Source organism: Roseobacter denitrificans OCh 114 (assembly GCF_000014045.1).
Taxonomy (GTDB): Bacteria; Pseudomonadota; Alphaproteobacteria; order Rhodobacterales; family Rhodobacteraceae; genus Roseobacter; species Roseobacter denitrificans.
On the sequence record NC_008209.1, the window covers coordinates 3,292,025 to 3,317,836 of the forward strand.

Consider the following 25,812-nt stretch of genomic DNA (forward strand, 5'->3'; position numbering starts at 1 on the left):
ACGCGAACTAAACAGCCAGTTGCACATTGGCGTCAGCACCTTGCCGATGGCACAACCCCTGCCTATAAGGTGGAAAATCGCAATAGGTTGGCCCATGACATTTCCGCACCGACACCTGCTTGGTATCGAGGCTCTTCGCCCGGAAGAGATCAATACTCTGCTTGATCTGGCGGACAAATACGCAGCGCTGAACCGACAGCCCGACAAACACGCCGATGCCCTCAAGGGTCTGACGCAAATCAACATGTTCTTCGAAAATTCGACCCGCACGCAGGCGAGTTTCGAGATCGCGGGCAAGCGGCTTGGCGCGGATGTGATGAACATGGCGATGCAGGCCAGTTCGGTCAAAAAGGGCGAAACGCTGATTGACACCGCGCTCACCCTGAATGCGATGCACCCTGATTTGCTGGTGGTGCGGCACCCGCAATCGGGTGCTGTGGATCTCTTGGCGCAAAAAGTGAACTGTGCCGTACTGAACGCGGGCGATGGGCGCCATGAACACCCGACGCAGGCCCTGCTGGATGCGCTGACGATCCGGCGTGCCAAGGGGCGCTTGCATCGCCTGTCCATCGCGATCTGTGGCGATATTGCGCACAGCCGCGTGGCGCGCTCCAACATCATGCTGCTGGGCAAGATGGAAAACCGCATACGTCTGATCGGCCCGCCGACCCTGATGCCCAGCGGTATTTCCGAGTTCGGCGTCGAGGTGTTCAACGATATGAACGCGGGCCTGAAAGACGTCGATGTGGTGATGATGCTGCGTCTGCAAAAAGAACGTATGGATGGCGGGTTCATCCCCTCTGAACGTGAATACTACCACCGCTTCGGGCTGGATGCGGATAAGCTGTCCAACGCCAAACCGGATGCGATCATCATGCACCCCGGCCCCATGAACAGGGGCGTTGAGATTGACGGGACGCTGGCCGATGACATCAACCGCAGCGTCATCCAGGATCAGGTCGAAATGGGTGTCGCAGTGCGCATGGCCGCGATGGATCTGCTGTCTCAAAACCTAAGACTAACGCGAGGTGCTGAATGACCACCCTATCAATCCCGGCACTGGAAAGCGGCGTGATCCGGGTTTTTGCCCTGTCGATGTCGGATCAGGATGCCAAGGCCCTGCGCGATGGTGCCGGATCAGACAACGCCGCAAGCGCGCTGAACGCAGCACTCGGGGCCCGGGCACTGAACCTGCAGCATGTGGAGGTGTTTACGGTTGCGGATTTGTCCGAAATGTCGCTCGCGGAATACCTGCAGGAGGGTGCCGGTGCCCTGCCTTCCGCACTTGAGCAAGACCGCAGCAAGCTGGCGGCGCTGGATGGCTGGGTCATGGTCGTTTATTCCTCTGCCTTTGGCGGCGTGGCACAGAAAATCACGCCTGCGCCGGAGTTGACACTGATCGCTTCCTACCCTCAGGAAGGCACGAACTGGACGGGCGGTGTGGACCTGCGCACGCCCTCGGCGGCACCAAATCAGGACCCGCCAGAGGATCCGCCCGTCAAGAAACGCCCCTCCGATGCGGCCATGTCCGGCAGGATTGCAACCCTCGCGCTGCTGGTCGCCTTTGGCGTGGTCGGCTTGATGCTCTGGGTGGGAAGCTGATGATGAAACCGCTCAACCTCGTGAATGCGCGGCTGGTTGATTCTGAAACCGGCAGCATTTCCATCGGTGGTCTGCGCATCGAAAATGGCAGGATCTCACAGCGGCTCGACAGGGACGAGCGGCCGGGCGGCGAAACGGTGGATTGCAACCTCAAACATCTCGCTCCGGGGATTGTCGATATCGGCGTCAAGGTCTGTGAACCCGGTGAACGGCATAAGGAAAGCTACCGCTCCGCCGGGCTGGCGGCGGCGGCAGGCGGTGTGACGACGATGGTCACGCGACCCGACACGACACCGGCCATTGACAGCCCTGAGGCGCTTGAATTCGTCACCCGGCGGGCCAATCAGGCCGCCGCCGTGAACGTCCTGCCCATGGCCGCCCTGACAAAAGGGCGTGCGGGCCGCGAAATGACCGAAATCGGTTTTCTGATGGACGCAGGCGCGGTCGCCTTTACCGATTGCGACCGTGTGGTCACTGATACCAAAGTTCTGTCGCGCGCGCTCAGCTATGCGCGCTCGCTTGGCGCTCTGGTCATTGCACACCCGCAGGATCCGGGCCTGAGTGCGGGCGCTGCGGCGACCTCCGGGAAATTTGCCTCTCTCAGGGGGTTGCCGGCGGTATCTCCCATGGCCGAACGCATGGCGCTCGACCGGGACATCGCCCTGGTCGAGATGACGGGCGCGCGATACCATGCGGATCAGATCACCTGCGCGCGCGCGCTTCCCGCGTTGGAGCGGGCCAAGCAGAACGGCCATGACGTGACCGCTGGCACCTCGATCCACCATTTGACGCTGAACGCGCTGGATGTGGCGGATTACCGGACGTTCTTCAAACTGAAACCGCCACTGCGCGATGAAACCGATCGCCTCGCCGTGGCTGATGCCGTGCGCAGCGGGTTGATTGACGTGATCTCCTCGATGCACACCCCGCAGGATGAGGAAAGCAAGCGCCTGCCCTTTGAAGAAGCCGCGTCAGGGGCGGTGGCCCTTGAAACGCTCTTGCCTGCGGCGATGCGGCTTTATCATGCGGATCTGATTGACCTGCCGACGCTCTGGCGCGCCATGTCGCTCAACCCCGCAAAACGGCTGGGCCTCGACAGCGGGCGTCTGGCAGCAGGCGCACCTGCGGACCTTGTGCTGTTTGACCCCGACGCACCGTTCTTGATGGACCGCACGACGCTACGGTCAAAATCCCGCAACACACCATTTGACGGCGCGCGCATGCAGGGCCGCGTGCTTGCGACCTATGTCGCGGGACAGCGCGTCTATGAAAGAAGCTGATGCCGTTGATTGAAAGCACCCTGCCCGCGCTCGCTCTTTGGGGCGTTATCGGTTATCTTTTGGGGTCGATCCCGTTTGGCATGGTACTGGCCAAGGTCATGGGGCTGGGCAATCTGCGCGACATCGGATCTGGCAACATCGGCGCAACCAACGTCCTGCGCACCGGGAACAAACTTGCCGCAGCGCTCACGCTGGTTCTGGACGGGGGCAAGGGAGTCGTGGCGGTTCTGGCCGCGCGCGCCGCAGGAGGGGAAGACCTCGCGCAGATCGCAGGGCTGATGGCCATGATCGGTCACTGCTATCCGGTCTGGCTGCGTTTTGCGGGGGGCAAAGGGGTTGCGACTTTTCTGGGCATCGTACTCGCGCTGGCCTTCCCGGTCGGTGTCGGGTGCTGTCTGGCGTGGCTTGCGGGCGCATTTGCAACGCGCATTTCGTCCATGGGCGCGCTGGTCGCTTCAGTTGCTGCCGTGCCGCTGGCGTTCCTGCTTGGGTTTCCCGGTGCGGTTGTTTTGCTGATCCTGTTGGGCGCACTTATCTTCTGGCGCCATCGCGGCAATATCGCGCGGATCAGAACGGGGACAGAGCCCAAAATCGGCCAGAAAAAGTGACGCAAGGCGACCTCGCAGCTTTTATGCGCGCGTTGGAACGGCTGCCGACTGGCACATGTTACGGCACTTTCGAGGGGCGGCGCTATGTCACCACAAAATCGGTTTTCAGCGCAGGCAAGTCTCTGAAACTGGTTGCCGAAGAATTGGGCGGCGCAGATTATATCAGCCTCAACCTCTACAATCCTGCGTCGGGCCCCAAGCTGCGCCCTTGCGAAATGAGCGACGTCAAAGTGACCGCCTTTGTAACGGGTTTTGTGCCAGATCATCCGCCCGATTAACTACTGGCATAGCTGCCATCCGGCCCATGCACCTCATCCCCCTGCAAGGCAGGCGAAAACACGCAGATGAGGTGAAAGGGCACGTCCCCTTCGACGATGACCTGATGCGCATCATGCGCGTTGGGTGCATAAAGAACACCCGGCGTAATCACATGCTCCACCCCGGTATCCGTTTCGACGATGCGACCGCTGCCCGAAAGGCAATAACACGCCTCAATGTGGTGCTTGTATTCGAGGTCCAGAACCGTGCCCGGCATCACTTTGGTCTCGGTCATGGAAAATCCCATACCGTCAGATTTCACCAAAAGCCGCAGGCTGCTCCAGCCCGGACCCGCCGCATCGCGCGCAGTCCCAAGCAGGTCGTTTTTATCGACAACAATCATTTTTCGCCCCTGTTTGCGTTTATCTCTTCACGTTTGAACGTTGCATGCGCGCAGTCTGCGTGCCACTTCTTTTGACATGAAAAATCACCTGACCAGCCCGAACGGCACCCCCGCCAGTCGCCTCGCCTTTGGCACCATGCAATTTGGCGGCGCTGCAGATGCCACAGCGTCGCGGGACATGTTTGATGCCTGCCGCGCGAAGGGCATCACTCATTTCGACACCGCACATCTTTATACGGGGGGTGCATCGGAAAAACTGCTGGGCGAGATGATCGCCGATCAGCGCGATGATCTGATCATCGCGACCAAAGTCGCCTATGCGGGCGGGGCCGGGCGCGACAATATTCTGAGCAGCTTCGAAGTCTCACGCCAGCGCTTGAACCTCGATATGGTTGATGTGCTTTATCTGCACCGGTTTGACCCGGACACCGACCTGAACGAAAGTTTCGAGACGCTGGCACAGATAAAGGCCAAAGGACACATCCGCTATGTCGGCGTGTCAAATTTTGCAGCATGGCAAGTGATGAAAGCCATCGCCGTGGCCGCGCGGTTCGATCTGCGGGTAGATATTCTGCAACCCATGTACAGCCTCGTGAAGCGTCAGGCGGAGGTTGAAATCCTGCCCATGTGCGCCGATCAGGGTGTGGCCTGCGCACCCTATTCCCCGCTTGGCGGCGGGTTGCTGACCGGCAAATACGCCAGCGGCGGTTCAGGTCGGCTTAGCGAGGATGAACGCTATGCCACGCGATATGGTCAGGATTGGATGCACAGCGCTGCAGAAGACCTCGGCAGGATTGCCGCCGCCGAAGGGATGCATCCGGCAACACTCGCAGTCGCCTGGGCTGCCGCACATCCGATGGGGCCGACGCCAATCATATCAGCACGCTCGACCACGCAGCTTGCGCCCTCGCTTGCAGCGATTGACACCAAGCTGACGCCCGATCTTTACAACCGGATGCGCGCGCTTACCCCGACACCGCCCCCCGCGACCGACAGGATCGAGGAACAGCAGGCATGAAGGGGTTTGCGCGCTCGATTGACACAAGCGATACGCCTGCCATCCGCCGAACACCATGATGAAAAAACTGCCCGCCACTGCCAGTGTCGCGACGCCCGCGTCTGGCGCAAAACTGCACGCCCCCGCCGCTGAGCGCAACGCGCAAGCCTTGGGCGATTTGCTGCACGATCACGCGCCCAAAACGGGGCATGCGTTGGAAATCGCCAGTGGCACCGGACAGCATATCATCCATTTTGCGCAGCGCTTTCCCGGTTTGATCTGGCATCCAAGTGAGGTGGACGCCGAGCGGATCGCCAGCATTTCCGCCTATGCGCGCGAGGCCCGGTTGCCCAATCTGCGCACGCCGCGCCATCTTGATGTCACGCGCGCAGATTGGGCGGACGCGGTGGGCGGCAAGCAGCTTGTCGTGCTCATCAACCTGCTGCATCTGATCGACGACGCAGCCGCGCAAATGGCCGTTGCGGGCGCGCTTGCAGCACTGGTGCCCGGTGGACGCTTCGTCCTTTACGGCCCGTTCAAAAGAAACGGTGCCCTCATCAGTGACGGCGATGCCCGCTTTCACCACCAGCTGAGCACCGCAAACCCCGACATCGGCTATAAGAACGACGCCGATGTCGAGCGCTGGCTGACAAGCGCGGGTGCAACTTCTGTGACGCGTGTCGAGATGCCCGCCAACAACCTTGCCTTCATCGCCGAGGTCTAACCATCCATACGGATGCGTTCGTTTCGGGGGTCATAGGGGCTGTCTTCGGTTATCTCGGCATCCCACAACTGGTCCAGCATCTTCACCTTGAGCCGGGTGCCGGGAACGGCCAGATCAGGGTTGACATAGCCCATGCCGATGGATTTACCGAAAGCCACGGAATAGCCGCCGGACGTAAGCCGCCCCACCCGCGTGTCCCCATGATAAAGCGCCTCACGCCCCCAGGGGTCCGCATCCGGCGGGCCATCAATCAGCAGTGTCACGCATATTGAGCGCACACCGGTTTCTTCAAGGCGTGCTTTGCCATGGAACTCCTTGCTCAGGTCAATGAAACGCGGCAGGTCCGCCTCCAGCGGGGTGGCGTCGCGGCCAAGCTCTGTGCCGAAGGCACGATAGGATTTCTCCTGCCGCAGCCAGTTTTGCGCCCGCGCGCCCACCAGTTTCATACCGTGCTCTTCACCGGCCTTTTCAAGCTGATCAAACAGGTAATTCTGCATCTCGATCGGGTGGTGCAACTCCCAGCCCAATTCCCCGGTATAGGCGACGCGGATTGCGCGCACAGGGCACATGCCCAACTCAATGTTGCGCATGCTCAGCCACGGAAAGCGCTTGTTGGACAGCACCGTGGACGGCTCCGCGTCCTTGACCAGCGCGTTCAACACATCGCGTGATTTCGGCCCGGCGATGGCAAAAACACCCCACTGCGTGGTCACGTCATGGCATTCGATATAGCCAAACTCGGGCGCTTTATCCTCAATCGCCTTGCGCAGGTAATCCGCGTCATAAGCCGTCCAGGCCCCTGCGGAGACGAGGTAATACTCATCCTCACCCAGACGCACGATGGTATATTCCGTGCGTGTCGTCCCGTGACCTGTCAGCGCATAGGTCAGGTTGATCCGCCCCACTTTGGGCAATTTGTTGCAGGTGAACCAGTCAAGAAACTGCGTCGCCCCCGGCCCTTTGAGCAGATGTTTGGTAAAGGCGGTGGCATCAATCAGGCCCACGCCCTCGCGGATCGCCTTGGCCTCGTCCACGGCGTATTGCCACCAACCGCCGCGCCGGAATGACCGCGCATCGTGATCGAAACTTTCAGGCGCATCCAGCGGGCCGAAATAATTCGGGCGCTCCCAACCGTTCACCCAGCCGAATTGCGCGCCGCGCGCGGCTTGCCGGTCGTAGGCGGGCGAGGTGCGCAAGGGGCGACAGGCCGGGCGTTCTTCATCCGGGTGGTGCAGGATATAGACGTGGCTGTAGCATTCTTCGTTCTTGCGGGCGGCAAATTCCGTGGTCATCCAATCGCCGTAGCGTTTGGGATCAAGGCTCGCCATGTCGATCTCGGCTTCGCCCTCGACCATCATTTGCGCAAGGTAATAGCCCGTGCCGCCCGCCGCCGTGATCCCGAACGAAAACCCTTCGGCCAGCCACATGTTGCGCAAGCCCGGTGCGGGTCCGACCAGCGGATTGCCATCCGGCGTGTAGCAGATCGGGCCGTTGAAATCATCCTTGAGACCGCTTTCTTCGCAGGACGGAATACGGTGGATCATGGCAAGATATTGCTCTTCGATCCGCTCAAGGTCGAGTTGAAACAGATCCGCCCGGAAGCTGTCAGGCACGCCATATTCGAACCGCGCAGGCGCGTTTTGCTCGTACACGCCCAAAATCCAGCCGCCGCGTTCCTCACGCACATAGGATTGCGCATCCGCATCACGGATCACCGGGTGTTCGACATGCCCCTCGGCGCGGAATTTCACCAGATCGGGGTCCTTATCCATGACGATAAACTGATGCTCAACGGGGATCGCGGGGATCTTGATGCCGAGCATTTGTGCCGTGCGCTGCGCATGGTTGCCCGAAGCCGTCACCACATGTTCTGCCGTAATCACGACCTGTTCGTCCGAGGGCACGAGATTGCCGCCCTTTTCCACCATCTTGGTAGCGGTCACTTCCCAATGGTTGCCGGTCCAGTGAAAGGCATCCGCCTGCCATTTGCGTTCAATCGCCACGCCCCGTTGGCGCGCGCCCTTGGCCATCGCCATCGTGACATCGGCAGGGTTAATGTAGCCATCCGTATGGTGATAGAGCGCGCCCTTGAGGTCATCCGTCCGGATCAGCGGCCATTTTGCCTTGATCTCGTCAGGCGTCATCCACTGGTAAGGCACGCCGCAGGTTTCAGCGGTGGAGGCATAGAGCATGTATTCATCCATCCGTTCCTGCGTCTGTGCCATGCGCAGGTTGCCCACCACGGCAAAGCCTGCATTCAGCCCGGTTTCCTCTTCCAACGTCTTGTAAAACCGGATCGAATAATCATGGATGTGGGTGGTCGCAAAGGACATGTTGAAATAGGGCAAGAGGCCCGCCGCATGCCATGTCGAACCTGATGTCAACTCGTCGCGTTCCAGCAGCATCACATCGTCCCAGCCCGCGCGGGCGAGGTGATAGGCAATGGACGTGCCGACGGCACCGCCCCCGACAACCAGTGCTTTGACTTGGGTTTTCATGACGCGCGACTCCCTGCTGTCGATCTGGCGACAGAATTACAGCAGGGAACAAAGCAGCGCCAAACACGCCCGACCGGAAATCGCGGGAAAGCGACATTACAGCCGCGCGCGGGTGCTAAAATATCTTGCCGGGGTTCATGATGCCCTTGGGGTCGAGCGCGCGCTTGATGTCGGACATGAAATCCGTGGCCTCCCCCAGTTCCTTGACGAGATAGGGCATCTTACCCTGTCCGATCCCATGCTCGCCCGTACAGGTGCCATCCATCGAAATCGCCAGCTCATTCAACCACGACACAAAACGCGCGGCGCGTTCGATTTCATCCGGGTCGGACATATCGACCAATGGTGTCGCGTGAAAATTCCCGTCGCCCACATGGCCGACGATGGGTACGATCAGACCGAGTTCCGACGCGCGCACCTGCGATGCCCGCACACATTCCGCCAGTTTGGAGATCGGCACGCAGACATCCGTGGCCACACCATGCGTCCCCGGACGATACTGCAACATGGCCCAATAGGCTTCGTGCCGGGCCTTCCATAGCTTGTTGCGCTCCTCGGTTGTCTCGGTCGCCTTATATCCGTTGCCACCATGCTCTTCTGACAGGGCCGCAAAAATCTCCGATTGTTCGGCGACGCTCGCCTCAGTGCCGTGGAATTCCAGCAGCAAAAGGGGCGTTTCCGGCAGGCCAAGGCGCGCGTAAGGGTTGATGGCCTTGACCATCACCTCGTCGAGCAATTCGATCCGTGCAACCGGCAGCCCATACTGGATGACCGCCATGACCGTCTGGCAAGCGGCGTCCACCGTAGGAAAGGAACAATGCGCCGACCTGATCGCTTCGGGGATACCCTGCAACCGCAGCGTGATTTCGGTAATGATGCAAAGCGTCCCTTCGGAGCCGACCAGCAGCCGCGTCAGATCATAGCCCGCCGAAGATTTGCGCGCCCGTGTCCCGGTCTTGATAATGCGGCCATCCGGCATGACCGCTTCAAGCGACAACACGTTGTCCTTCATCGTGCCATAACGCACCGCATTGGTGCCCGAGGCATTGGTCGCAGCCATCCCGCCCAGTGAGGCATTCGCCCCTGGATCAATCGGAAAGAACAGCCCCCTGTCGCGCAGATACGTGTTGAGGTCTTCCCGCGTGACACCGGGTTGTACGCGACAATCCAGATCGCCCGCGTTGACCGCCAGAACCTTGTCCATCTGGCTGACGTCAATCGAAATGCCACCGGCTGGCGCATTCAGGTGCCCCTCAAGCGAAGTGCCGGTGCCATAGGCAATAACGGGCACCTCATGCGCGCTGCAAATCGTGACAATATCGGCAACTTCGGCCGTGGAGTGGGCAAAGACCACGCCATCGGGCGGCTGGTTTTCGATCCATGTGGTGGTGTGGCCGTGTTGCTCGCGAATGGAGGTCCCGGTTTGGACCCGATCCCCGAATTTCTGCTTCAGCACCGCCAGAGCCGTCTCGATCCCCTGTTCGTTGCGGGGCAGTTTTACGTGTTGCATATCAGCTTGCCTCTTTTGTCAGCCGCTGTTTCATTGTCCCAACGCGATCCCCTCGCGGCGCGGATCCGCCCCGCCCAGCAAAGAGGGCCCGATGGAAATAGCATGCAGACCCGAGGTCAGCGCGCGCGTGCCGACCTCAAACCCCAGAGCCGTGAGCGGGTCGCTCAACCTTTCGGCCGCGGTTCCTTCTTCAAGATCATAGGTCCCGAAACGGTTCACGGCATGCGGCACAGAGACCGCTTGCTGCACATCCATGCCCCAATCGAGATGGGCGATGATGCTTTGTGCGACATAGCCGATGATCCGGCTGCCCCCCGGACTGCCGATGGCGAGAACCGGTGCGCCGTCCTGCATGACGATGGTCGGGGCCATGGAAGATCTGGGCCGTTTGCCCGGTTCCACGCGATTGGCAATGGGCACGCCGTCCACATGGCTGCGAAAGGAGAAATCCGTGAGTTCATTGTTCAACAGAAATCCGCGCACCATCAGCCTGCTGCCGAATGCATTTTCAATTGTCGTGGTCATGGAGGCGACATTGCCCTGCGTGTCCACGATCACGAAATGCGATGTGGAAGGCAGTTCGAGCGAGGCGTCATCCGCCCAATTCAGCGCATGGTCAAATTCGGGGTTGCCGGGGGCGACATCGCGCAGCGCCATATCACCGTCCAGAAGGGCGGCGCGCGATGCGAGATATTCAGGCGCAACAAGGCCCGCAACCGGAACAGGGACATAATCGCTGTCGGCCATGTAGCGACCGCGATCTGCAAAGGCGAGGCGCGAGGCGTCCCCAATCAACCGCCTCACCGTCGCATCATTGGGGCCCGCGCTGAGGTCATAGGGTTGCAGCATGCCCAGAATTTGCCCGACCGTCAGCGCCCCGGACGAGGGCGGCCCCATCCCGCAGACGTCATGCGCGCGGTATTCGACACATACCGGCGCTCGTTCCTTGACGGCATAGATGCTGAGATCAAGCGTGGATAACACACCCGGGTTGCCCGGCGCGTTCTGGACCGTTTGCACGATATCCGCCGCGATGCTGCCGGTGTAAAATGCCGCCGCCCCGCCGGTGGCCATTTCGCGCAGGGTATCTGCGTAATCGGGGTTGATGAGCGTGTCGCCCACGGCAATCGGTGCACCGCCGGGCAGGAAATAGCTGGCCGTCGTTTCAAAGCGCGCCAGCCGTTCCTGATCAGCAGCGACCAGCCCGGCAAGGCGCGGCGAAACCGGAAACCCCTGTTCGGCCAGATCAATCGCCGGGGCCAGAAGGTCCGCCCATAGCAGCGAACCCCAGCGTTCATGCGCTTCCTGCATCAACGCAGGCGTGCCCGGCGTCCCAACAGACAAGCCGCCCACAACGGCATCGAAAAAGCCCAGAGGTTCCCCGTCTTCATCCTGAAAAAGCCGTGGCGTGGCGGCCAGTGGCGCCGTTTCGCGGCCATCCAAGGTGGTCAGGCTGCCAGACGCCGCGTCGTAATAGACCAGAAACGCCCCGCCCCCCAACCCCGAGGATTGAGGTTCAACCAGCCCCAGCATCGCCTGAACGGCAACCAGCGCATCCGCAGCCGTGCCACCGCGCGCCAGAACATCGGCACCTGCCTGCACCGCCCATGGATTGGCCGCGGCCACCATCCAGTTCGATGCCTCTACCGGACGGCGGTCGGCCTTGGCTGCAAATGACGCCGCGATTTCAGGGGACATGGCAGCAAACGTGCCCTGCGTCGCGGCCTCGGGTGCCACCGCATCCGCCGCCTGCTGCGCCGACACGCTGGTGGCACATCCCAAGGCGAGTGCAAAAATAACTGGTTTCATCGCGTTCCTCCCAACGCTGGACATAGCCCCTATAGCATAGAAGGCACGACCTGATCAGGGGGGCGATGCCCATCGTCAAAAGTCTTGATGTTGATGATGACCTTTTCGCCCATCTCGGCGCGCCCTTCGCGGGTGGCTGATCCCATATGCGGCAACAGAACGACGTTGTTCAGTTTGCGCAAACGCGGGTTGACCTGAGTTCCACGCTCATAGACATCCAGCCCCGCACCCGCAATCGCATCACTTCGCAGCATCCGCGTCAGCGCGTTTTCGTCGATGACCTCCCCACGCGAGGTATTCACGATGACCGCTTCGGGTTTCATCAGTTGCAGACGGCGCGCATTCATCAGATGAAACGTCGAAGGCGTCGCAGGACAGTTCACCGAAATCACATCCATCCGCGCAACCATCTGATCAAGGCTGTCCCAATAGGTCGCCTGCAGCTCCGCTTCGACTTCCGGTCTCAGCCGCCGGCGATTGTGGTAGTGCACCTGCATGCCGAAAGCCACAGCGCGGCGCGCAACCGCCTGCCCGATCCGCCCCATGCCGAGAATGCCCAGTCGCCGCCCCCCGACGCGCCCCCCCAGATAGGCATTGGGTGCCCAGCCATCCCATGCACCGCTTTGCATCACAGACAGCCCCTCGGGCACACGACGCAGCACCGCAAGGATCAGGGCCATGGTCATATCAGCAGTGTCATCCGCCAGCACCCCTGGCGTGTTGGATACCAGAATGCCGCGCTGCCGGGCGGTCGCCACATCAATATGATCCACCCCCGCGCCATAATTCGCAATCAGTTTGAGCCTGTCCCCCGCATTCGCAATCAGCGCAGAATCAATGTCATCGGTCACCGTGGGCACAAGTACATCCGCCGTTTTGATGGCCTCCACCAGTTCGCTGCGCTCCATCGGCTTGTCATCTTGACGCAACTGCACGTCGAACAGTTCGCACAGGCGCGTTTCGACCTCTTCGGGCAAGCGTCGTGTGACGACAACACTCAATTTGGACTTTGACATTTTGATCTCCACGGACTTGGCGCAGGGCCATTTTTTTGTCATGGTGGCGGAACTGACGACGAGGCACAAGAACCTGTCGCAAGCAAAAGAGCAAAATGCAGAATACGGGCCGACCCATTATCGAGTATCTGCGTATCAGCTGCCTTGTGCTGCTGTGCGCCTGCGGGAGCGTGTCCTTTGCGCGCGCAACCGAGAGTGATGTGGCGACAACCGGGCCGGTCACGAATTTGCCGATGCCGCGTTATGTCTCGATGAAAGCGTCAGAGGCGAACGTCAGGCGCGGGCCCTCACTGACCCATCGCATCGACTGGGTGTTCAAACGCCGCGACATGCCGCTGCGCATCGTCGCAGAGCACGGCCACTGGCGCCGGGTGGAGGACCGCGACGGGCAAGGCGGCTGGATCCACTATTCGCTGCTGTCCGGGGTGCGCACCGTCATCGTCGAGGAAACGCTGACCATTCACAGCCGCCCAAACGCCGAAGCGCCGGTTAACGCGCGGCTGGAAGCGGGTGTGATTGCGCGGCTGGGAAAATGCAACCCGGACTGGTGCCAGTTGCGTTCAGGCGGATTTCGCGGATGGAGCCCCAAGACATCGCTTTGGGGTGTTCGCCCTGACGAGCTGCGCGATTGATGCGTCATCCGCAAAACCTGAAGCACCCAATGCTGTGTGAAACCGTGGATGCCGACGCATCAGGTGAAAAGCGATTTTGTGGTACTCCCTCAGGTCCTTTGGGTCAGACATGGCCTTGCAGCCCGCGACGTGACACGGCATCGTTTCGTGCAAGCTGACCGAGGGACTGAAAATGCGCGCCATCACATATAACCGCTACGGACCCGCCGATGAGGTCCTTGCCTTGAGTGACCTGCCCAGGCAGCCGCCGGGACCCGGCGAAGTACAGGTTGAACTGGCCTATTCAGCCGTGAACCCGTCAGACATCAAGCGGCGGGCCGGTGCGCGCCCGGGTGAGAACAAACTGCCCTACGACCAGATTTGTCCGCATAATGACGGGTCAGGCACCATCGTCGCCGTTGGCGAAGGCGTGGACCCTGCCCGCATCGGCGACTCCGTCTGGATTTGGAACGGACAGTTCAACCGCGCTTTGGGCACAGCTGCCGAGGCCATCACCCTTGATGCACAACAGGCCGTCACCCTGCCCGCCGGGGTCGACCTGCAAACCGGCGCAAGTCTGGGCATCCCCGGCCTCACAGCCGCCCATACCGTGTTTGGCGGCGGCAGCATTCGCGGCCAGTCGCTTTTGATCCACGGCGCAAACGGCACTGTTGGCCACCTCGCCGTGCAACTGGCGAAATGGGGCGGGGCACGCGTGATTGCAACCGCCAGTCCAGCGGGTTTTGAACGCTGCCGGAAAGCAGGTGCCGACAGCGTCGTCGATTATAATGCCCCAAGCCTCGCGCAAGACTTGCTGGCCATGAACGACGGGCAGCAATACCACCGGATCATAGATGTCGAATTCGGAGAAAACATCGAAACCAATGCCGCGATCATAGCGGAAAACGGCACCTTATCGGTCTATGGCTCCGCGAAAAACATGACGCCCGCGATTCCCTTTGGACCCTTGCTGTTCAAGGCCGTCACAATAGACATCGCATTGATTTACATACTGAAACCTGATGAGCGCGCCGAGGCAACCGCCCATTTGCTGGCCGCGCTGTCGGCTGGTGCGCTGCGCTGCCCAACCGCAGAAATCTACACATTGGCGCAAACGGCGCGCGCGCATCAGGCAGTCGAAGCGGGCGGACGCGAAGGCGCGATCCTCATTGACGTCACCCGCTGACACAAAGACGCGGTTTCGGCAGGAATTAACAGATCACATCAATTTTTGTCAAAAACGGGACTTGCACGTCGCCCTGCATCGTTTTAATTACCGCTCACGTTGGGATGTAGCCAAGTGGTAAGGCAACTGTTTTTGGTACAGTGTACCGTAGGTTCGAATCCTACCATCCCAGCCAACCACCCCCTTGAATGCAGACGGTGCGTATGTCCATTTGGATAGTGGCGTTATTTCAGTGGGTTGTGGGATCCTGGCATTGGTGCAGACCGTTGTGTGTCATGGTTCTGTCCGTGAACTGCCCTGTCGTCTGGGATCGGGTTTTTCGCGGTCGCACTGTCCGTTTCAGCGATGCGTGAGAGTCGCGATAAGATCGCGCTGGTCCTGCCAGTCGCCGGGCAGGCCGTGCTGTTTGAACCAGTCAGAGGTAAATCCGGCCGGCTGCGTCCCTGCAAGGACCTGGCCCACCAGATCGGGCGCGAGGAAGGCAAGGTCGATCATGTGCTGGATGCGGCGGCTCGAAGTGCCCGCATCGCGCGCGATGTCGGACAGCCTATGTCCTGCCTTAACCTGTTGATACCATTGGTGGGCTTTGGCGATATTGCGGATCAGGGTCTGGTCCGGATCGACCGGGGTATCCTGCAAGATCAGCCTGGTTTCCACACCGCGTTTGCGCATCAGGAAGGGGGCGTTCAAGGTGAGGGTCTCTTGGTCGATTGCATGCGCAGCGGCGTTGCAAAGCGTTGCAAGCCGGGTCGGATCCAGCGTGACTGTCAGCGACCCGGGCCGCAGGTCGATGCGCGCGACAAGGCGCAGCAGCGCCGTGGCACTGGTCGGGATGTTCGTGAGCGCGGCGCTTTTTGCGGCAATGTCTGCACCCGAAGCTGACGAAGCAATCGTAGCCGCAAAGCTAGTCGCGCTGGCAGGCGAGACCGCTGATTTCAAATATATGCGCGGGAAAACTATGTTTAGATTAAGTCAGACTGAAAACTTTCTAGAAGAGCTTTTTTCCGTCAAATTAACGGCGATTTAGAGATCCTACACTGGCGCATAACAACCTTTCAGAGAGAACGAGATTTTCTGTGGCTTTCAGTTAAAATATATTGTTGCAAGTTTTTACCCGACAAACGCACTGTTGTTCTCTTTCATGAAAGACTTAGTTGCGAACCTAGGAAGTCTGTAAACTATGCGTTCCGGCCTCTTAAGCTCCGGATCATTTTCGCTGAACAGCAATCTTAAAATTGACCTATACACCCCACCCAACCAAAAGGATTGATACGTTGAGACTATCAAAGCATTTGCGAACGCTCGACCCAACTCGTCTACCGCGTCGTCTGAAAGCGTCTCGATCTCTATTTTGGACTGCCGTTGCATCACAGCCTCATTATCATTGTCATTGTTGTATCGGAACCCGATTACAGTCCGGATTAGCTTGGTGCCTTGCATCATGAATTCACCGGTGGAAAAGACCGCTTCACGGATTTTGGCATCGCGGCGTACGTCAGTAAGCTCCATGAAACGCATCGCATGGCTGTGATAATGTTCGATGTGTTCCGCACGTTGCTTCGCCAGCTTCTCCATTCTTTCAGCCGCTCTAGCAATCAAGGGCGTAAAAAAAGACAAGAAAACCAGTGCTATGGGTAACACAATATTTACAAGAAAATCTGCACTAAACATCTAAATCGCCCTCCCTCGCCTTGATCCGCCGCTCATCTTCAACAATTTTTGCTTTCAACTGTAGCATATGGCGCTCGTGGGTCAAATCCGCGTCCTTTCGATCATTGTAAGCAGTGAATACCGCCGACAAAATGGGCGCTATATGAGGAACCACTCTCTATACTACACATAATATCGCGACGGTCCAAATACCGTATAACTCCACAAGGTTAACAAACTGTTCGCTTTCTAATTTTGCCACTCAAAACCCCTCATCGTTAAATTAAGCAAATGAATTCATGTCACTACTGAATAAGTATCAATCAAAATTGCGGCAGAACACCGAGAATTCATTTTATTGTGACAACATAAATCGAAGTGGCAAAAGCACTTAGTCTCTTTAACGTAGACGAGCTCTACAATACACGCAATGACCTTCCTGCCGGTCGCAAGTGGAATACGAAGCCCCGTTCAAAGCCCGCCGCGCCGCAGCAGGCAAGCCTCCCCGCGGCTTGCATTGCGCTTCATAAGAGATGGCCTTCTGCATAAACGGCACGGACAGATACGGCGGCGGATGCGATCCAAAGACCGCCTCCCACTGCGCGCATGCCGCGGGACGCTCGGGGTTCGGATCACGCCCCAACGGTTGGCGCCTCGGATGCAGGCGTTTGCGCGGGCGCGGTGGCCTTCATATGTTCAGACGGTTTTGCAGGAGCCACCTCAGGTGCAGGTACCGACACGATCCGATACTTGGTCCCACCCCCCGATGCAGGGACGTCCGCAGCGACCTCATACCCCGCTTTACGCAGCCTGCTCAAAGCCGCCCGTGTCGTATGCTGCTGCCAGCCAAGCTTTGCGCTCAGCGCCTTGATATCACGCCCCGCCTTCGTCCCCAGCAACCTGATCAACTGGTCTTTCTTGGTGGCGCGCTTCTTCAGTGATTTACTCATACCCATCTCCTCAGAGGATCAGCGGGACCACCCCGCCGCTACCGAGCAGAGCCCGGGAATCCCAGGCAAACCACGCGAACACGCGTCGCGCGCACCGACACTACCGCTCCGCCAGCCCCCAAAGTCCAGCCCGTTAGAGAGAAAAACCGGTACAAGGGGCGTGTTTTGTTGAAGAAGTCTCTGTTGCTTTGGAGCAAGTCATTTGATTCACTCGTTATTGCAGGATGAGGAGGGATTTGACGATGATGGGTGTTCAAGAAGCTCCGGCGCGGTTGTTTTACGACTTTGATTTGGAGGCACACGTCCCTGCCAATCACATATTGCAGGAGGTTGATCGGTTTCTGGACATGGGGACGGTGCGTCATCAGCTTGCGCCGCACTACAGCCATCTGGGGCGCCCTTCGATTGACCCGGAACTGATCGTGCGGATGTTGGTGATCGGCTATGTTCTGGGCATCCGATCTGAGAGACGTCTGTGTGATGAAGTGCATCTAAACCTGGCTTATCGATGGTTTTGTCATCTTGGCATCGATGGCAAAGTTCCGGATCACAGCACCTTTTCAAGATATCGCCATGGTAAATTCCGCGACAGCGACCTGCTTCGGTCAGTGTTCGAAGCCACTGTTGCGCGCTGCATTTCCGAAGGCCTTGTTGGCGGCCATGGCTTTGCAGTCGATGCCAGTTTGATTGAGGCCGATGTCGATAGAATGAACTCCACTGCGCAGTCGGAATGGGATGCATCTGCCATCGATCCAGATGACGCGCCACGGGCCGTCAGGGAATATCTCGACGTTCTCGACGATAAGGCCTTTGGCGCATCCACACCGGTCAAACCAAAGTTCACGTCCCACTCCGATCCGGCCAGCCAATGGACTGCAGCACGCAAAGGTCCGGCGATCTTTTGTTATTCGAACAACTATCTGATCGACACCGAACATTCTGTGATTGTGGACGTTGAAGCGACACGTTCCGTCAGGCAGGCCGAAGTCGGTGCCGCCCAAACTATGATTGATCGCACGGAAGAGCGTTTCAGCATCACACCGGACTGGCTTGTAGCGGACACGGCCTATGGATCAGCAGAGAATCTGGCGTGGCTGACAAAGAAGCGCAACATCATTCCGTTCATCCCACTGATCGACAAATCAGAGCGAACAGATGGCACGTTCTCCCGTTCAGACTTCGACTGGGACGAAGAGAATGACCGCTATACCTGCCCTGAAGGCCAGCACCTGTTGCAGTCCCGCCGGAACTACTCTGACCTGCGCAGGAAAGAACCAAAAACCGGGCGGCGCAGATACCGCGCCACCAAAGCCGTTTGCGATGCCTGCCCGTCGAAACCAAAATGCTGCCCAAACACAAACACCCGCTTCATTGGCCGCGAGGAACATGAGGGCGCGCGTGACTTTGCCCGACTGGCTGCCAAGTCTCCCTTTAACCCCAAGGCTCAGGCCAAACGCAAGAAGGTCGAAATGCTCTTCGCTCATCTTAAACGCATTCTCGGGCTGGGCCGGCTCCGGCTTCGAGGACCCTGCGGTGTGAGGGACGAGTTTACGCTCGCAGCGATCGCCCAGAACCTTCGAAAACTTGCAAAACTAAGACCCAAGATCGCCGAAACAAGGATCGCGATATGATCTGAACCGGCAAAACGACAGCCCAACAGGCCGCCCAGTACAACGGGCGGAACAATAAGCCCGCGACCGCCCCTGCAAGGCCGCCAACCTCCCAAGTCACGGCGACTTTTTCAACAAAATAGGCGGAAAGCGGAAGTTCGCTGCGAGCGCAAGGTGGCAAGTCGAAACAAGGAAAGCAGTCATTTGCCACCGGCAGTATCAAGACAGTGATACGATGATGCGCACCAGAATCGGCAGCTCGCAGAACGTTAACTTTGCAAACTACAAATTTAGCTGCAGATTTCACTTGCCTTTAAGAACTTCAACATCATGTGATGTTGAAAAACTTAAAGGGGTCGAGCCTTGCCGACATTTAACACCGTGATTGTCTGCAAGCTGGTAGACGTAGAAAACTGCCTTGAGGACTTTGGCTGCACGCGCCAACAGATCATGGCTATCGGACATACTGCCCGCGCCTACGCAGACGACGCCAGCCCTTCTATGCCGCAAAACGCGGCCGGCATGCTGTCCTATATTCACGGTGTTGGCGAACTCCGCCAACAGCTTGTCGGGTCCGACTACCTCCCAGACCGAGCCTGCGGTGTCGAATCCGTAGTGCGCCGGGATCGTAGCGTGCGCATTGCATTCCAAAATGTTGACAAGAGCTGCGCGGACATGCCGCCGCTGCCTCGGTCTGAAAAGGGTAGCGGTGCTGCTGCGCTGTCGTCTCCCACGCTCTTTGAACATGCTGGCGTTGAAGCCGGTCCCCTAACTGGGGTGCATGACGGAATACGGACATACTGTCGGTCTTGATGGAAGCGTTGAGCTTTCCTGCCCAGTCATCGAGAAGGGCAAGTACGTCGATTGGATCGAGCGAATCTACATTTACTCGCCGGACAGCGACTGGGAGGCAGCGCCGGACACCGATACCGGTCCTATTGATGACTTCGAAATCCAATTTTCTTTCAAAGACTAATGTTCAACTCAGACCGTCTCAAAACAGCCCGCGAAAGACGGATGCTGACTGCGAAGGGACTCGCAGAGCGCGTAGGCGTGTCAGCGGTAACTCTCTCGAAGTATGAAAATGGGCATGCGCCCGATGAAGCGACCGCAAAGCGCCTTGCCATGGCGCTTTCCTACCCTCTTGATTTCTTTTTCAGAGAGGCACCAGAACGCATTGATACCGATGCGGTGAGTTTCCGCAGTCTGGCCCGCATGAAGGCGAAAGAACGCCGCGCGGCGGAAGCGGCAGGATCGTTGGGAATTGAGCTTTACGAATGGATTGATGCCCGTTTCAATCTGCCCTCCGCTGACCTGATCGATCTGAGCAAAGAGCGCCGCCGCCCGTTTGTCGCCGCGCGCCTTCTGCGCCAGCATTGGGGGCTTGGGGACAGGCCAATTGGCAATGTTCTCAAGCTGATCGAGTCCAAGGGTATTCGCGTCCTGTCTCTATCAGAGGCGACCAAGAACGTTGATGCATACTCCTTTTGGCGCGGGGAACATCCTTACGTTTTCCTAAACCAAGAGAAGACGGCGGAACGATCCATCTTCGACACGGCGCATGAGCTTGGACACCTTGTCTTGCATCATCATGCGGACTCGAAGACTGATAAAGAAGCAGAGACGCAGGCCGACAGGTTCGCATCGGCGTTCCTGATGCCCGAAAGCGACGTAATGGATTATGCGCACCTATTTACGGCGGGGCAGATTATCGCGGCAAAGAAACGGTGGAAGGTGTCCGCGATGGCTTTGGCTAACCGGCTCAACTCGCTGGGCTACATCAGCGAATGGAACTACCGTTCATTGCTGATTGAGCTCGGGAAGCGGGGTTATCGCAGCGGCGAGCCCGACGGGATCGAGCGAGAGGTTTCGACCGTGCTAGCTAAGGTGTTGGCCGCTCTTTGGTCCAAGGGTATGACGAAAGAGAACATTGCTAGAGATCTTGGGATTCCGCTAGAAGAAATAGAAGCTTTGATTTTCCGGCTATCGCCAGATCAAGGCGCCTCACTTGAGGTTCGCAAGCCTTCCCTGCGAGTGGTCAAATAGAAATACTGCGATGGCGCAACGTAGCACTAAGGGAAACACACTTCTGCGCATCCACGCCGGCCGCAAGTGTCCAATTCTTCGCCGCCCGACACAGAAACAATTACGCAGTGAGAACTCATGGGAGATCGGAACATATTGTTCTTTGAAGAAGATCCGGGTGCACATCTCCGTGCCCATCTGCAAGCTGCGGTTGCAGCATTTGGGTGTAACACCAGTGGCGGATAAGGTGAAGAAAACTTCCCTAATCAAATCGGCCTAAGCCGTCCAATTGGCGCCGGCGTCAGACAGTCCAACTCTTTAGTGGTCATGGTACGTAGGCAAGAAATTCGTCGTACTCATGGCGTTTAATAGACCAGCGTTTCGCTCCTTGCGGTCGCTGGCGTTGGCTGCACGTGGTCAGCAGAAGCCGTTGTTTGGCGCGCGAGATCGCGACGAAGTAAGCTGCGTGTTCCGCTGACGGCTCGCCCCAAAAGGTTTCTTTTTCGACCCCAAGGATGACTACCGTATCGAACTCCAGGCCCTTGCTCTTGTGCACCGACATAATGCGAACAGCGCTGTCACCCGAAAATGAGGCTAGAGCTGTTGATGAGTCCGCTTGGCTCTGCAGCAGCATGTGCGCATGCTCAAGAGTTTGGGCGATGAGCTCATCGAAGCGATCGCCATGCTCATAGTCCGGCGATAAAGAGATGAGACTATCACGCCCAACATTGTCTACCAGTGATATTGCGAGAGCTTGCAAATCGTCCATCTGCCGAAGATCGAGCTTATGCGCCGCAATCTTCTGCTTGGTTTCGTTTACGAAGCGATCCCAGCGTGATCGCAGCTGATATTCGCGTTCCTCGTCATAGCCATGGTTGAAAACAACCAGATCAAGCAAACGACGATAAGCGGAGGGTTGGCGCGAGCCACTTGCGATCAGAAGAAAATCGATGAGTAGGGAGGCGACCGGCTCCGACGCCAAGTCCTGCTTCGTATCTTCTTCCCGAAACGGAATCTCTTCCGCCTCAAAAGCAGCCACGAGAAGCCGACAATAAAGACTTTGTTGTTTGCTGACTAGGATCGCAATCTCGGAGGGCTCGATGCCATCGTCGATCAGGTCGCGGATTCGCTCAGCCAAGCCACTGGCTTCGTCATCGTCATCTTCAAATCGAAGAATGCAAATCTCACCCTCGTCGCCAATGATATCGGCATCGTCGAGCGCTGCTGGCGGATCCATCACTTTGACCATCGCATTCTGCATCCGACGGAGCGCCGGCGCTGAACGGAAATTCTGATAGAGATTGCGCGGCAGCGCATCGAAAGCGTCGGCGAAGGTATGGAAGATACCCTCGAGCGCTCCGGCCCAGCCCATGATGCTTTGCTTGGTATCGCCGACAGCCGTCAGGATTGTCGGGGTGTCGCCGAAACTTGCGAGTATCAGGCGATATTGCTCATCCGTGCAGTCTTGAAACTCATCCAGGAAGACATGGCTATAGGTCTGTCGCACCGCATTTCGGGCGACTAGGCTGTCTTCGATGATCTTGCAAGCGAGCGGCACCATGTCAGCGAACGTGATGGACTGATGCTGCACACGGCGCGGGCCAATCGAATAATCAGGGTTTAGCGCATCGCGTCCGCTCAGCACCGGGCGAAACCGGTCAATGATCCGTTTAGCGAAGGCATGGAAGGTGTAGCTATCGAATCGCGCAGCCAGCCCAGGTCCACAGCGTTTCCGGACGCGTGCCTTGAGATTTTGGCTAGCATCAGTCTTGAACGATATGGCGAGGATCCGGCGAGGGTAACGGCAAGTTCCAGTGCGAAGCAGGAAGTCGGCACGTTGCGCCAACATTTCAGTCTTGCCAGCGCCGGGACCCGCGGTGAGGGCCAAATTGCGCGCAATCTCTGTTGCAGCAGCCAACGCGTTCGGCTCAAGCGTTAAGCCATCCACGGGAGACCATCGTTCCACTGCAATCATTCAGGTAAGCCTTCGAGCTCGGTTTCGACATAGTCGATTAGCGCGGTCATGGCCGCGGGCATGTCCGCAGCAATTTCTGCATCATCAATCGCTGCCATTGCCCGGATATGCCAAGCTGGCTTGCTGCCTAACTTGAAGCGATGGTGGTAGGCATCGAACAGCTGAAGCTGGTAGTCTGTATATTGCCCTGCCACGGTATCGTGTTTTTTGCCGAGGACAGCCTTGAGCGTTGTCTCATCTGGTTCTTCGCACTCGTCATCTTCAACTCGATAGACTTCGGCGAACGCCTCGATCATCATAAAGTCGAGATCAAGCGGCGACGAAAAGAAGACGCCGCGCTCGTTGAAATACTCGAACCAATCATCGTCATCGATCAAAAGTCCTTGTTCGCTATTCCAAGCTGGGATGGCTGCTATTTCATCTTCGTCAATGCCCGCATTCTCCACGTCGCTATATTTCAGAAGTTGCGTCGCAGCGTACTTGATCCTGCCCCAGCCACCCTGAAAGCGGGCAAGGTCGAGATCAAGCAAAGTCGCGTGCGGGATGCCCAGCTCGTGCAGTAACCGCCAGAAATGGTTGACGTGGCGCCCGCCCAAAGGGACAACCGAAATCGATGCATCATCCGTGAGAACGCCGCGTGCAGCGAGCATCCGCGGCAGGACGACTTCTTCGCTGTCGCCTTCACCCAGAATGACGAACCGGGCAAAGTATAATTCAGGGAAGGCGTGTACGGCTTCACGCACATATTTTGCCGCGTCCTCATTTTCCGGGAGAACAACCCGAGCGACGACCGTTCGACGATCGCCGTCTAACCGCAGATAGCGGATAGTCTCAGGGGCGACGCGACGCAAAAGTGATGGGGCGTGCGTAGCCACCAGGGTCTGTGCATTCTGACCGTTTGCAAATTCGGAAATCGCGCGGATTACGCGCCCGAGATAGTGCGGTGAAAGGCTGTTCTCCGGCTCTTCGACCGCGATTAAGGTAAAGATGGCGGGCCGCAGTTTGTCGATGTCGAAAGCTTCTAGTTCACCGGCGAGCACCTTGTCGCCGATCTCGCGCATTGCGAGTACCAGAGAGATATACAGCAAGGATTGCTGACCGTCGCTTAGTCGTGAGAAGTCGACGAGCGCCTCGCCGTGGCCTGGCGTGAAGGTAAGGCTCGGATGGCGGAGAAGCGCGTTGACCTCACTTTGCGCAAAAGAGATTGACGGGTTGGCGAAAAACTCGCCCCTGTGAAGCTGGTGACCTGCTCCCCTGAGAGTCCGCTACTTTAGGTTAGCACTGTTCAGGTTTTGGTCTTCCTTTGACCGTTGGTGATACTCCCACGGCGTGAGCCCGTCGAGGCTCGAATGTGGGCGGTAGTGATTGTAGTCGCCGCGCCATGCCGCAATCATGCGGCGGGCATGGCGCAAAGACGGGAACAGGTGTTCATTGAGGCATTCTTCGCGCATTCGCCCGTTGAAGCTTTCGACAAGACCGTTCTGCATCGGCTTTCCTGGCGCGATGTAGTGCCAACCAACTTTGCGGTTTTCCTGCCATTTCAGCATCGCATTGCTGGTCAGTTCTGTGCCGTTGTCTGAGACCACCATGCAGGGATAGCCACGGAGTTCTGCGATGCGATCCAGCTCACGGGCAACACGCGTGCCTCCGATGGATGTGTCCACCACAGCGGCCAGGCATTCCCGGCTGAAGTCATCGATCACATTCAAAACCCGGAACCGGCGACCATCCTCCAATGCATCCGACATGAAGTCGAGTGACCATCGCTGGTTCGGCCCCTGCGGGATCGCCATAGGCGTCCTGGTGCCCACAGCACGCTTGCGCCCGCCCCGTTTGCGAACGGTTAACCCTTCTTCGCGGTAGAGCCGGTACAGCTTCTTCCAGTTCACTTGCCATCCCTCGCGCTTCAGTAGGATATGCAGACGGCGATATCCGAACCGTCGCCGCTCGGACGCCAGTTCCTTCATCCTGGCCCGCAATTCCGTGTCGGCGGGGCGCTTCGACCTTCGCCGATAAACACGCGGATCGATCCCGGCCAAGGAACAGGCCCGTTTCTGATTGTAGCCCTTGGTCTTCATGGCCCAGTTCACAGCATTCCTCCTCGAACCGGGCCTCAGAAGTTTTTTCCGAGCATCTCTTTCAGCGTCGCCACGTCCATCATCTGCTCGGCCAGCATCTTCTTCAGTTTGGTGTTCTCGCTTTCAAGCGTCTTGAGCCGCCGTGCGTCGGACACTTCCATGCCGCCATACTTGGATCGCCACTTGTAAAAAGTCGCATCGCTGATCCCATGCTTGCGGCACAGCTCTTTCGCGCCAAGCCCGGCCTGGTGCTCTTTCAAAATGCCAATGATCTGCTCTTCGCTGAAACGGCTTCTCTTCATCGTCTGTCTCCTCAGTTGGAGAACAGGCTAACCAAAATTCGAGGACTTTTCAGGGGAGCAGGTCAGTTCGAAAGAGCCGATTAAAGACGTTTGTACAATCCGAGCCCCACCGACATCCAAACTCCCGTCAGCAGCATTCGATAAACAATCAAACGCTCCGCCATAACCCCGACTATACGCGTCCATCGACAATATGGCGTGGAAAAGCTCTGAACTCAGATTACTCGTTGCCATGATAACCCCCGTTAACCGCAAACTCCGACTTCAACTACCATTAAGTTTCCATTTGAGAACAAGCTAATGTCGAGCAATCAGCAGTTTTATCATTAGCTTGTCCTAAGCAGCCGGCTTTGTTCAACGCGACGTTGAAGAAGCTGAGCTTTTACTAGGTCTTTGTTCGCAAAGCTGCATTTGCGGGCATTTAATTTCGTCGGGTGAAGGCACCCATGCTGTTACCAGTCACCACCATGAAGATCGCGTGCGGGAGTTCGACCAACAGGTAGGCCACAACGCCTTCTGGCCTATGCCTTACTACTTGGGCCATACAAACACGCTGCAGTGAACCCGAATGTCCTTTTCTTTCGAAGCGCCCTAGCAATTTATGGGTGTGACCTCGGGATACCTCTTATTGGGTCTAGGGCCTCGCGCAGTGGCTTGAAGCATTTTTTCTCGGCGGGCTGTGAAGCGATGCGTGCGAGATCATAGAGATGGACCATGTCA

General features: G+C 58.1%; 23 protein-coding genes and 1 tRNA gene. 13 read left to right on the plus strand and 11 right to left on the minus strand.

Translation table 11 applies throughout. The annotated features are described in order from the left end of the window. Positions 1-94: 94 nt before the first annotated feature. The 5 genes from RD1_RS15735 to RD1_RS15755 are packed head-to-tail and all read left to right on the plus strand — an operon-like array spanning position 95 to position 3,768. Positions 95-1,039, plus strand: a complete 945-nt coding sequence (locus tag RD1_RS15735) for an aspartate carbamoyltransferase catalytic subunit (protein ID WP_044033201.1) — start codon at positions 95-97, stop codon at positions 1,037-1,039. Next, positions 1,036-1,602, plus strand: a complete 567-nt coding sequence (locus RD1_RS15740; protein WP_011569534.1) for a hypothetical protein — start codon at positions 1,036-1,038, stop codon at positions 1,600-1,602. The genes RD1_RS15735 and RD1_RS15740 overlap by 4 nt, the downstream gene beginning before the upstream one ends. Continuing rightward, a complete protein-coding gene (gene pyrC / locus RD1_RS15745; RefSeq protein ID WP_011569535.1) occupies positions 1,602-2,882 on the plus strand; it encodes a dihydroorotase in 1,281 nt (426 codons plus the stop codon). Before RD1_RS15740 ends, pyrC begins: the two co-directional genes overlap by 1 nt. Then, the gene (gene plsY, locus RD1_RS15750) at positions 2,882-3,490 is read left to right on the plus strand and encodes a glycerol-3-phosphate 1-O-acyltransferase PlsY (protein ID WP_044033202.1); all 609 of its coding nucleotides are present in this window, start codon (positions 2,882-2,884) and stop codon (positions 3,488-3,490) included. Before pyrC ends, plsY begins: the two co-directional genes overlap by 1 nt. 23 nt (positions 3,491-3,513) lie before the next feature. Continuing rightward, positions 3,514-3,768: a hypothetical protein gene (locus tag RD1_RS15755; RefSeq protein WP_044033203.1), complete on the plus strand. Its 255-nt coding sequence runs from the start codon at positions 3,514-3,516 to the stop codon at positions 3,766-3,768. Here RD1_RS15755 and RD1_RS15760 read toward each other — a convergent pair. Beyond that, the gene (locus RD1_RS15760) at positions 3,765-4,151 is read right to left on the minus strand and encodes an ectoine synthase (RefSeq protein WP_011569537.1); all 387 of its coding nucleotides are present in this window, start codon (positions 4,149-4,151) and stop codon (positions 3,765-3,767) included. The genes RD1_RS15755 and RD1_RS15760 overlap by 4 nt on opposite strands. Positions 4,152-4,227: 76 nt before the next feature. Here RD1_RS15760 and RD1_RS15765 point away from each other — a divergent pair, with 76 nt between their 5' ends. Together RD1_RS15765 and RD1_RS15770 are read left to right on the plus strand one after the other, a co-directional pair. Then, positions 4,228-5,169, plus strand: coding sequence for an aldo/keto reductase (locus tag RD1_RS15765; protein ID WP_011569538.1), 942 nt, complete (start codon positions 4,228-4,230; stop codon positions 5,167-5,169). 55 nt (positions 5,170-5,224) lie between these two features. Continuing rightward, the gene (locus tag RD1_RS15770; RefSeq protein WP_011569539.1) at positions 5,225-5,872 is read left to right on the plus strand and encodes a DUF938 domain-containing protein; all 648 of its coding nucleotides are present in this window, start codon (positions 5,225-5,227) and stop codon (positions 5,870-5,872) included. Here the strand turns inward: RD1_RS15770 and RD1_RS15775 are convergent. From RD1_RS15775 to RD1_RS15790, 4 genes are all read right to left on the minus strand, one after another. After that, positions 5,869-8,370 carry a GcvT family protein gene (locus RD1_RS15775; RefSeq protein WP_011569540.1) on the minus strand — a complete coding sequence of 834 codons (2,502 nt, stop codon included), beginning with the start codon at positions 8,368-8,370 and terminating at the stop codon, positions 5,869-5,871. The genes RD1_RS15770 and RD1_RS15775 overlap by 4 nt on opposite strands. A 115-nt stretch (positions 8,371-8,485) precedes the next feature. Continuing rightward, positions 8,486-9,880: an FAD-binding oxidoreductase gene (locus RD1_RS15780; protein ID WP_011569541.1), complete on the minus strand. Its 1,395-nt coding sequence runs from the start codon at positions 9,878-9,880 to the stop codon at positions 8,486-8,488. 30 nt (positions 9,881-9,910) lie between these two features. Next, positions 9,911-11,689, minus strand: a complete 1,779-nt coding sequence (ggt, locus tag RD1_RS15785; protein ID WP_011569542.1) for a gamma-glutamyltransferase — start codon at positions 11,687-11,689, stop codon at positions 9,911-9,913. A 29-nt stretch (positions 11,690-11,718) separates the two neighbouring features. Continuing rightward, the gene (locus RD1_RS15790; RefSeq protein WP_011569543.1) at positions 11,719-12,705 is read right to left on the minus strand and encodes a 2-hydroxyacid dehydrogenase; all 987 of its coding nucleotides are present in this window, start codon (positions 12,703-12,705) and stop codon (positions 11,719-11,721) included. Between the two features lie 95 nt (positions 12,706-12,800). On the opposite strand from RD1_RS15790, the gene RD1_RS15795 reads away from it, so the two are divergent. From RD1_RS15795 to RD1_RS15805, 3 genes are all read left to right on the plus strand, one after another. Then, positions 12,801-13,337 (plus strand): SH3 domain-containing protein, encoded by a 537-nt coding sequence (locus RD1_RS15795; protein ID WP_011569544.1) that lies wholly within the window; start codon positions 12,801-12,803, stop codon positions 13,335-13,337. A gap of 172 nt (positions 13,338-13,509) precedes the next feature. After that, positions 13,510-14,502, plus strand: a complete 993-nt coding sequence (locus tag RD1_RS15800; RefSeq protein ID WP_011569545.1) for an NADPH:quinone reductase — start codon at positions 13,510-13,512, stop codon at positions 14,500-14,502. Between the two features lie 100 nt (positions 14,503-14,602). Next, positions 14,603-14,677 (plus strand) — tRNA-Gln (locus tag RD1_RS15805). Between the two features lie 164 nt (positions 14,678-14,841). Here RD1_RS15805 and RD1_RS15810 read toward each other — a convergent pair. The 3 genes from RD1_RS15810 to RD1_RS15820 all read right to left on the minus strand — a co-directional run bounded on the left by RD1_RS15810 (position 14,842) and on the right by RD1_RS15820 (position 17,102). After that, complete coding sequence (locus tag RD1_RS15810; protein ID WP_011569546.1) at positions 14,842-15,441, minus strand: hypothetical protein; 600 nt, start codon at positions 15,439-15,441, stop codon at positions 14,842-14,844. A 171-nt stretch (positions 15,442-15,612) separates the two neighbouring features. Further along, positions 15,613-16,173 carry a hypothetical protein gene (locus RD1_RS15815; protein ID WP_011569547.1) on the minus strand — a complete coding sequence of 187 codons (561 nt, stop codon included), beginning with the start codon at positions 16,171-16,173 and terminating at the stop codon, positions 15,613-15,615. Positions 16,174-16,784: 611 nt separating this feature from the next. After that, complete coding sequence (locus tag RD1_RS15820) at positions 16,785-17,102, minus strand: DUF3489 domain-containing protein (protein WP_011569548.1); 318 nt, start codon at positions 17,100-17,102, stop codon at positions 16,785-16,787. Between the two features lie 242 nt (positions 17,103-17,344). On the opposite strand from RD1_RS15820, the gene RD1_RS15825 reads away from it, so the two are divergent. The 3 genes from RD1_RS15825 to RD1_RS15835 all read left to right on the plus strand — a co-directional run bounded on the left by RD1_RS15825 (position 17,345) and on the right by RD1_RS15835 (position 20,758). Beyond that, positions 17,345-18,733, plus strand: coding sequence for an IS1182 family transposase (locus tag RD1_RS15825; protein ID WP_011569549.1), 1,389 nt, complete (start codon positions 17,345-17,347; stop codon positions 18,731-18,733). Between the two features lie 760 nt (positions 18,734-19,493). Continuing rightward, a complete protein-coding gene (locus tag RD1_RS21210) occupies positions 19,494-19,688 on the plus strand; it encodes a hypothetical protein (protein ID WP_011569550.1) in 195 nt (64 codons plus the stop codon). 41 nt (positions 19,689-19,729) lie between these two features. Beyond that, on the plus strand, positions 19,730-20,758 hold the full coding sequence (locus RD1_RS15835) for a helix-turn-helix domain-containing protein (RefSeq protein WP_245897302.1): 1,029 nt from the start codon (positions 19,730-19,732) through the stop codon (positions 20,756-20,758). A 304-nt stretch (positions 20,759-21,062) separates the two neighbouring features. On the opposite strand, the gene RD1_RS15840 is transcribed toward RD1_RS15835, so the two are convergent. The 3 genes from RD1_RS15840 to RD1_RS15850 form a co-directional block, all read right to left on the minus strand. Beyond that, positions 21,063-22,712 (minus strand): UvrD-helicase domain-containing protein, encoded by a 1,650-nt coding sequence (locus RD1_RS15840; RefSeq protein ID WP_011569552.1) that lies wholly within the window; start codon positions 22,710-22,712, stop codon positions 21,063-21,065. Continuing rightward, the gene (locus RD1_RS15845; protein WP_074958834.1) at positions 22,709-23,917 is read right to left on the minus strand and encodes an ATP-dependent nuclease; all 1,209 of its coding nucleotides are present in this window, start codon (positions 23,915-23,917) and stop codon (positions 22,709-22,711) included. The genes RD1_RS15840 and RD1_RS15845 overlap by 4 nt, the downstream gene beginning before the upstream one ends. 60 nt (positions 23,918-23,977) lie before the next feature. Further along, positions 23,978-25,092, minus strand: a protein-coding gene (locus RD1_RS15850; protein ID WP_076611555.1) for an IS3-like element ISRde2 family transposase whose coding sequence is annotated in 2 segments (ribosomal slippage) — positions 23,978-24,837 and positions 24,837-25,092 — 1,116 coding nt in all. Because the reading frame shifts where the segments join, the coding sequence is not laid out codon by codon here. Positions 25,093-25,812: the final 720 nt, after the last annotated feature.

Bases quoted from the DNA above. Each gene is read 5' to 3' on its own strand.
- RD1_RS15835 (WP_245897302.1), top strand. From the start codon at position 19,730: ATGCTGACTGCGAAGGGACTCGCAGAGCGCGTAGGCGTGTCAGCGGTA.
- ggt (WP_011569542.1), bottom strand. From the start codon at position 11,689: ATGAAACCAGTTATTTTTGCACTCGCCTTGGGATGTGCCACCAGCGTG.
- RD1_RS15760 (WP_011569537.1), bottom strand. From the start codon at position 4,151: ATGATTGTTGTCGATAAAAACGACCTGCTTGGGACTGCGCGCGATGCG.
- RD1_RS15825 (WP_011569549.1), top strand. From the start codon at position 17,345: ATGATGGGTGTTCAAGAAGCTCCGGCGCGGTTGTTTTACGACTTTGAT.
- plsY (WP_044033202.1), top strand. From the start codon at position 2,882: ATGCCGTTGATTGAAAGCACCCTGCCCGCGCTCGCTCTTTGGGGCGTT.
- RD1_RS15840 (WP_011569552.1), bottom strand. From the start codon at position 22,712: ATGATTGCAGTGGAACGATGGTCTCCCGTGGATGGCTTAACGCTTGAG.
- RD1_RS15775 (WP_011569540.1), bottom strand. From the start codon at position 8,370: ATGAAAACCCAAGTCAAAGCACTGGTTGTCGGGGGCGGTGCCGTCGGC.
- RD1_RS21210 (WP_011569550.1), top strand. From the start codon at position 19,494: ATGACGGAATACGGACATACTGTCGGTCTTGATGGAAGCGTTGAGCTT.
- RD1_RS15815 (WP_011569547.1), bottom strand. From the start codon at position 16,173: ATGTTTAGTGCAGATTTTCTTGTAAATATTGTGTTACCCATAGCACTG.
- RD1_RS15765 (WP_011569538.1), top strand. From the start codon at position 4,228: ATGAAAAATCACCTGACCAGCCCGAACGGCACCCCCGCCAGTCGCCTC.
- RD1_RS15800 (WP_011569545.1), top strand. From the start codon at position 13,510: ATGCGCGCCATCACATATAACCGCTACGGACCCGCCGATGAGGTCCTT.
- RD1_RS15820 (WP_011569548.1), bottom strand. From the start codon at position 17,102: ATGAGTAAATCACTGAAGAAGCGCGCCACCAAGAAAGACCAGTTGATC.
- RD1_RS15795 (WP_011569544.1), top strand. From the start codon at position 12,801: ATGCAGAATACGGGCCGACCCATTATCGAGTATCTGCGTATCAGCTGC.
- RD1_RS15740 (WP_011569534.1), top strand. From the start codon at position 1,036: ATGACCACCCTATCAATCCCGGCACTGGAAAGCGGCGTGATCCGGGTT.
- RD1_RS15780 (WP_011569541.1), bottom strand. From the start codon at position 9,880: ATGCAACACGTAAAACTGCCCCGCAACGAACAGGGGATCGAGACGGCT.
- RD1_RS15770 (WP_011569539.1), top strand. From the start codon at position 5,225: ATGATGAAAAAACTGCCCGCCACTGCCAGTGTCGCGACGCCCGCGTCT.
- RD1_RS15755 (WP_044033203.1), top strand. From the start codon at position 3,514: ATGCGCGCGTTGGAACGGCTGCCGACTGGCACATGTTACGGCACTTTC.
- RD1_RS15790 (WP_011569543.1), bottom strand. From the start codon at position 12,705: ATGTCAAAGTCCAAATTGAGTGTTGTCGTCACACGACGCTTGCCCGAA.
- pyrC (WP_011569535.1), top strand. From the start codon at position 1,602: ATGATGAAACCGCTCAACCTCGTGAATGCGCGGCTGGTTGATTCTGAA.
- RD1_RS15735 (WP_044033201.1), top strand. From the start codon at position 95: ATGACATTTCCGCACCGACACCTGCTTGGTATCGAGGCTCTTCGCCCG.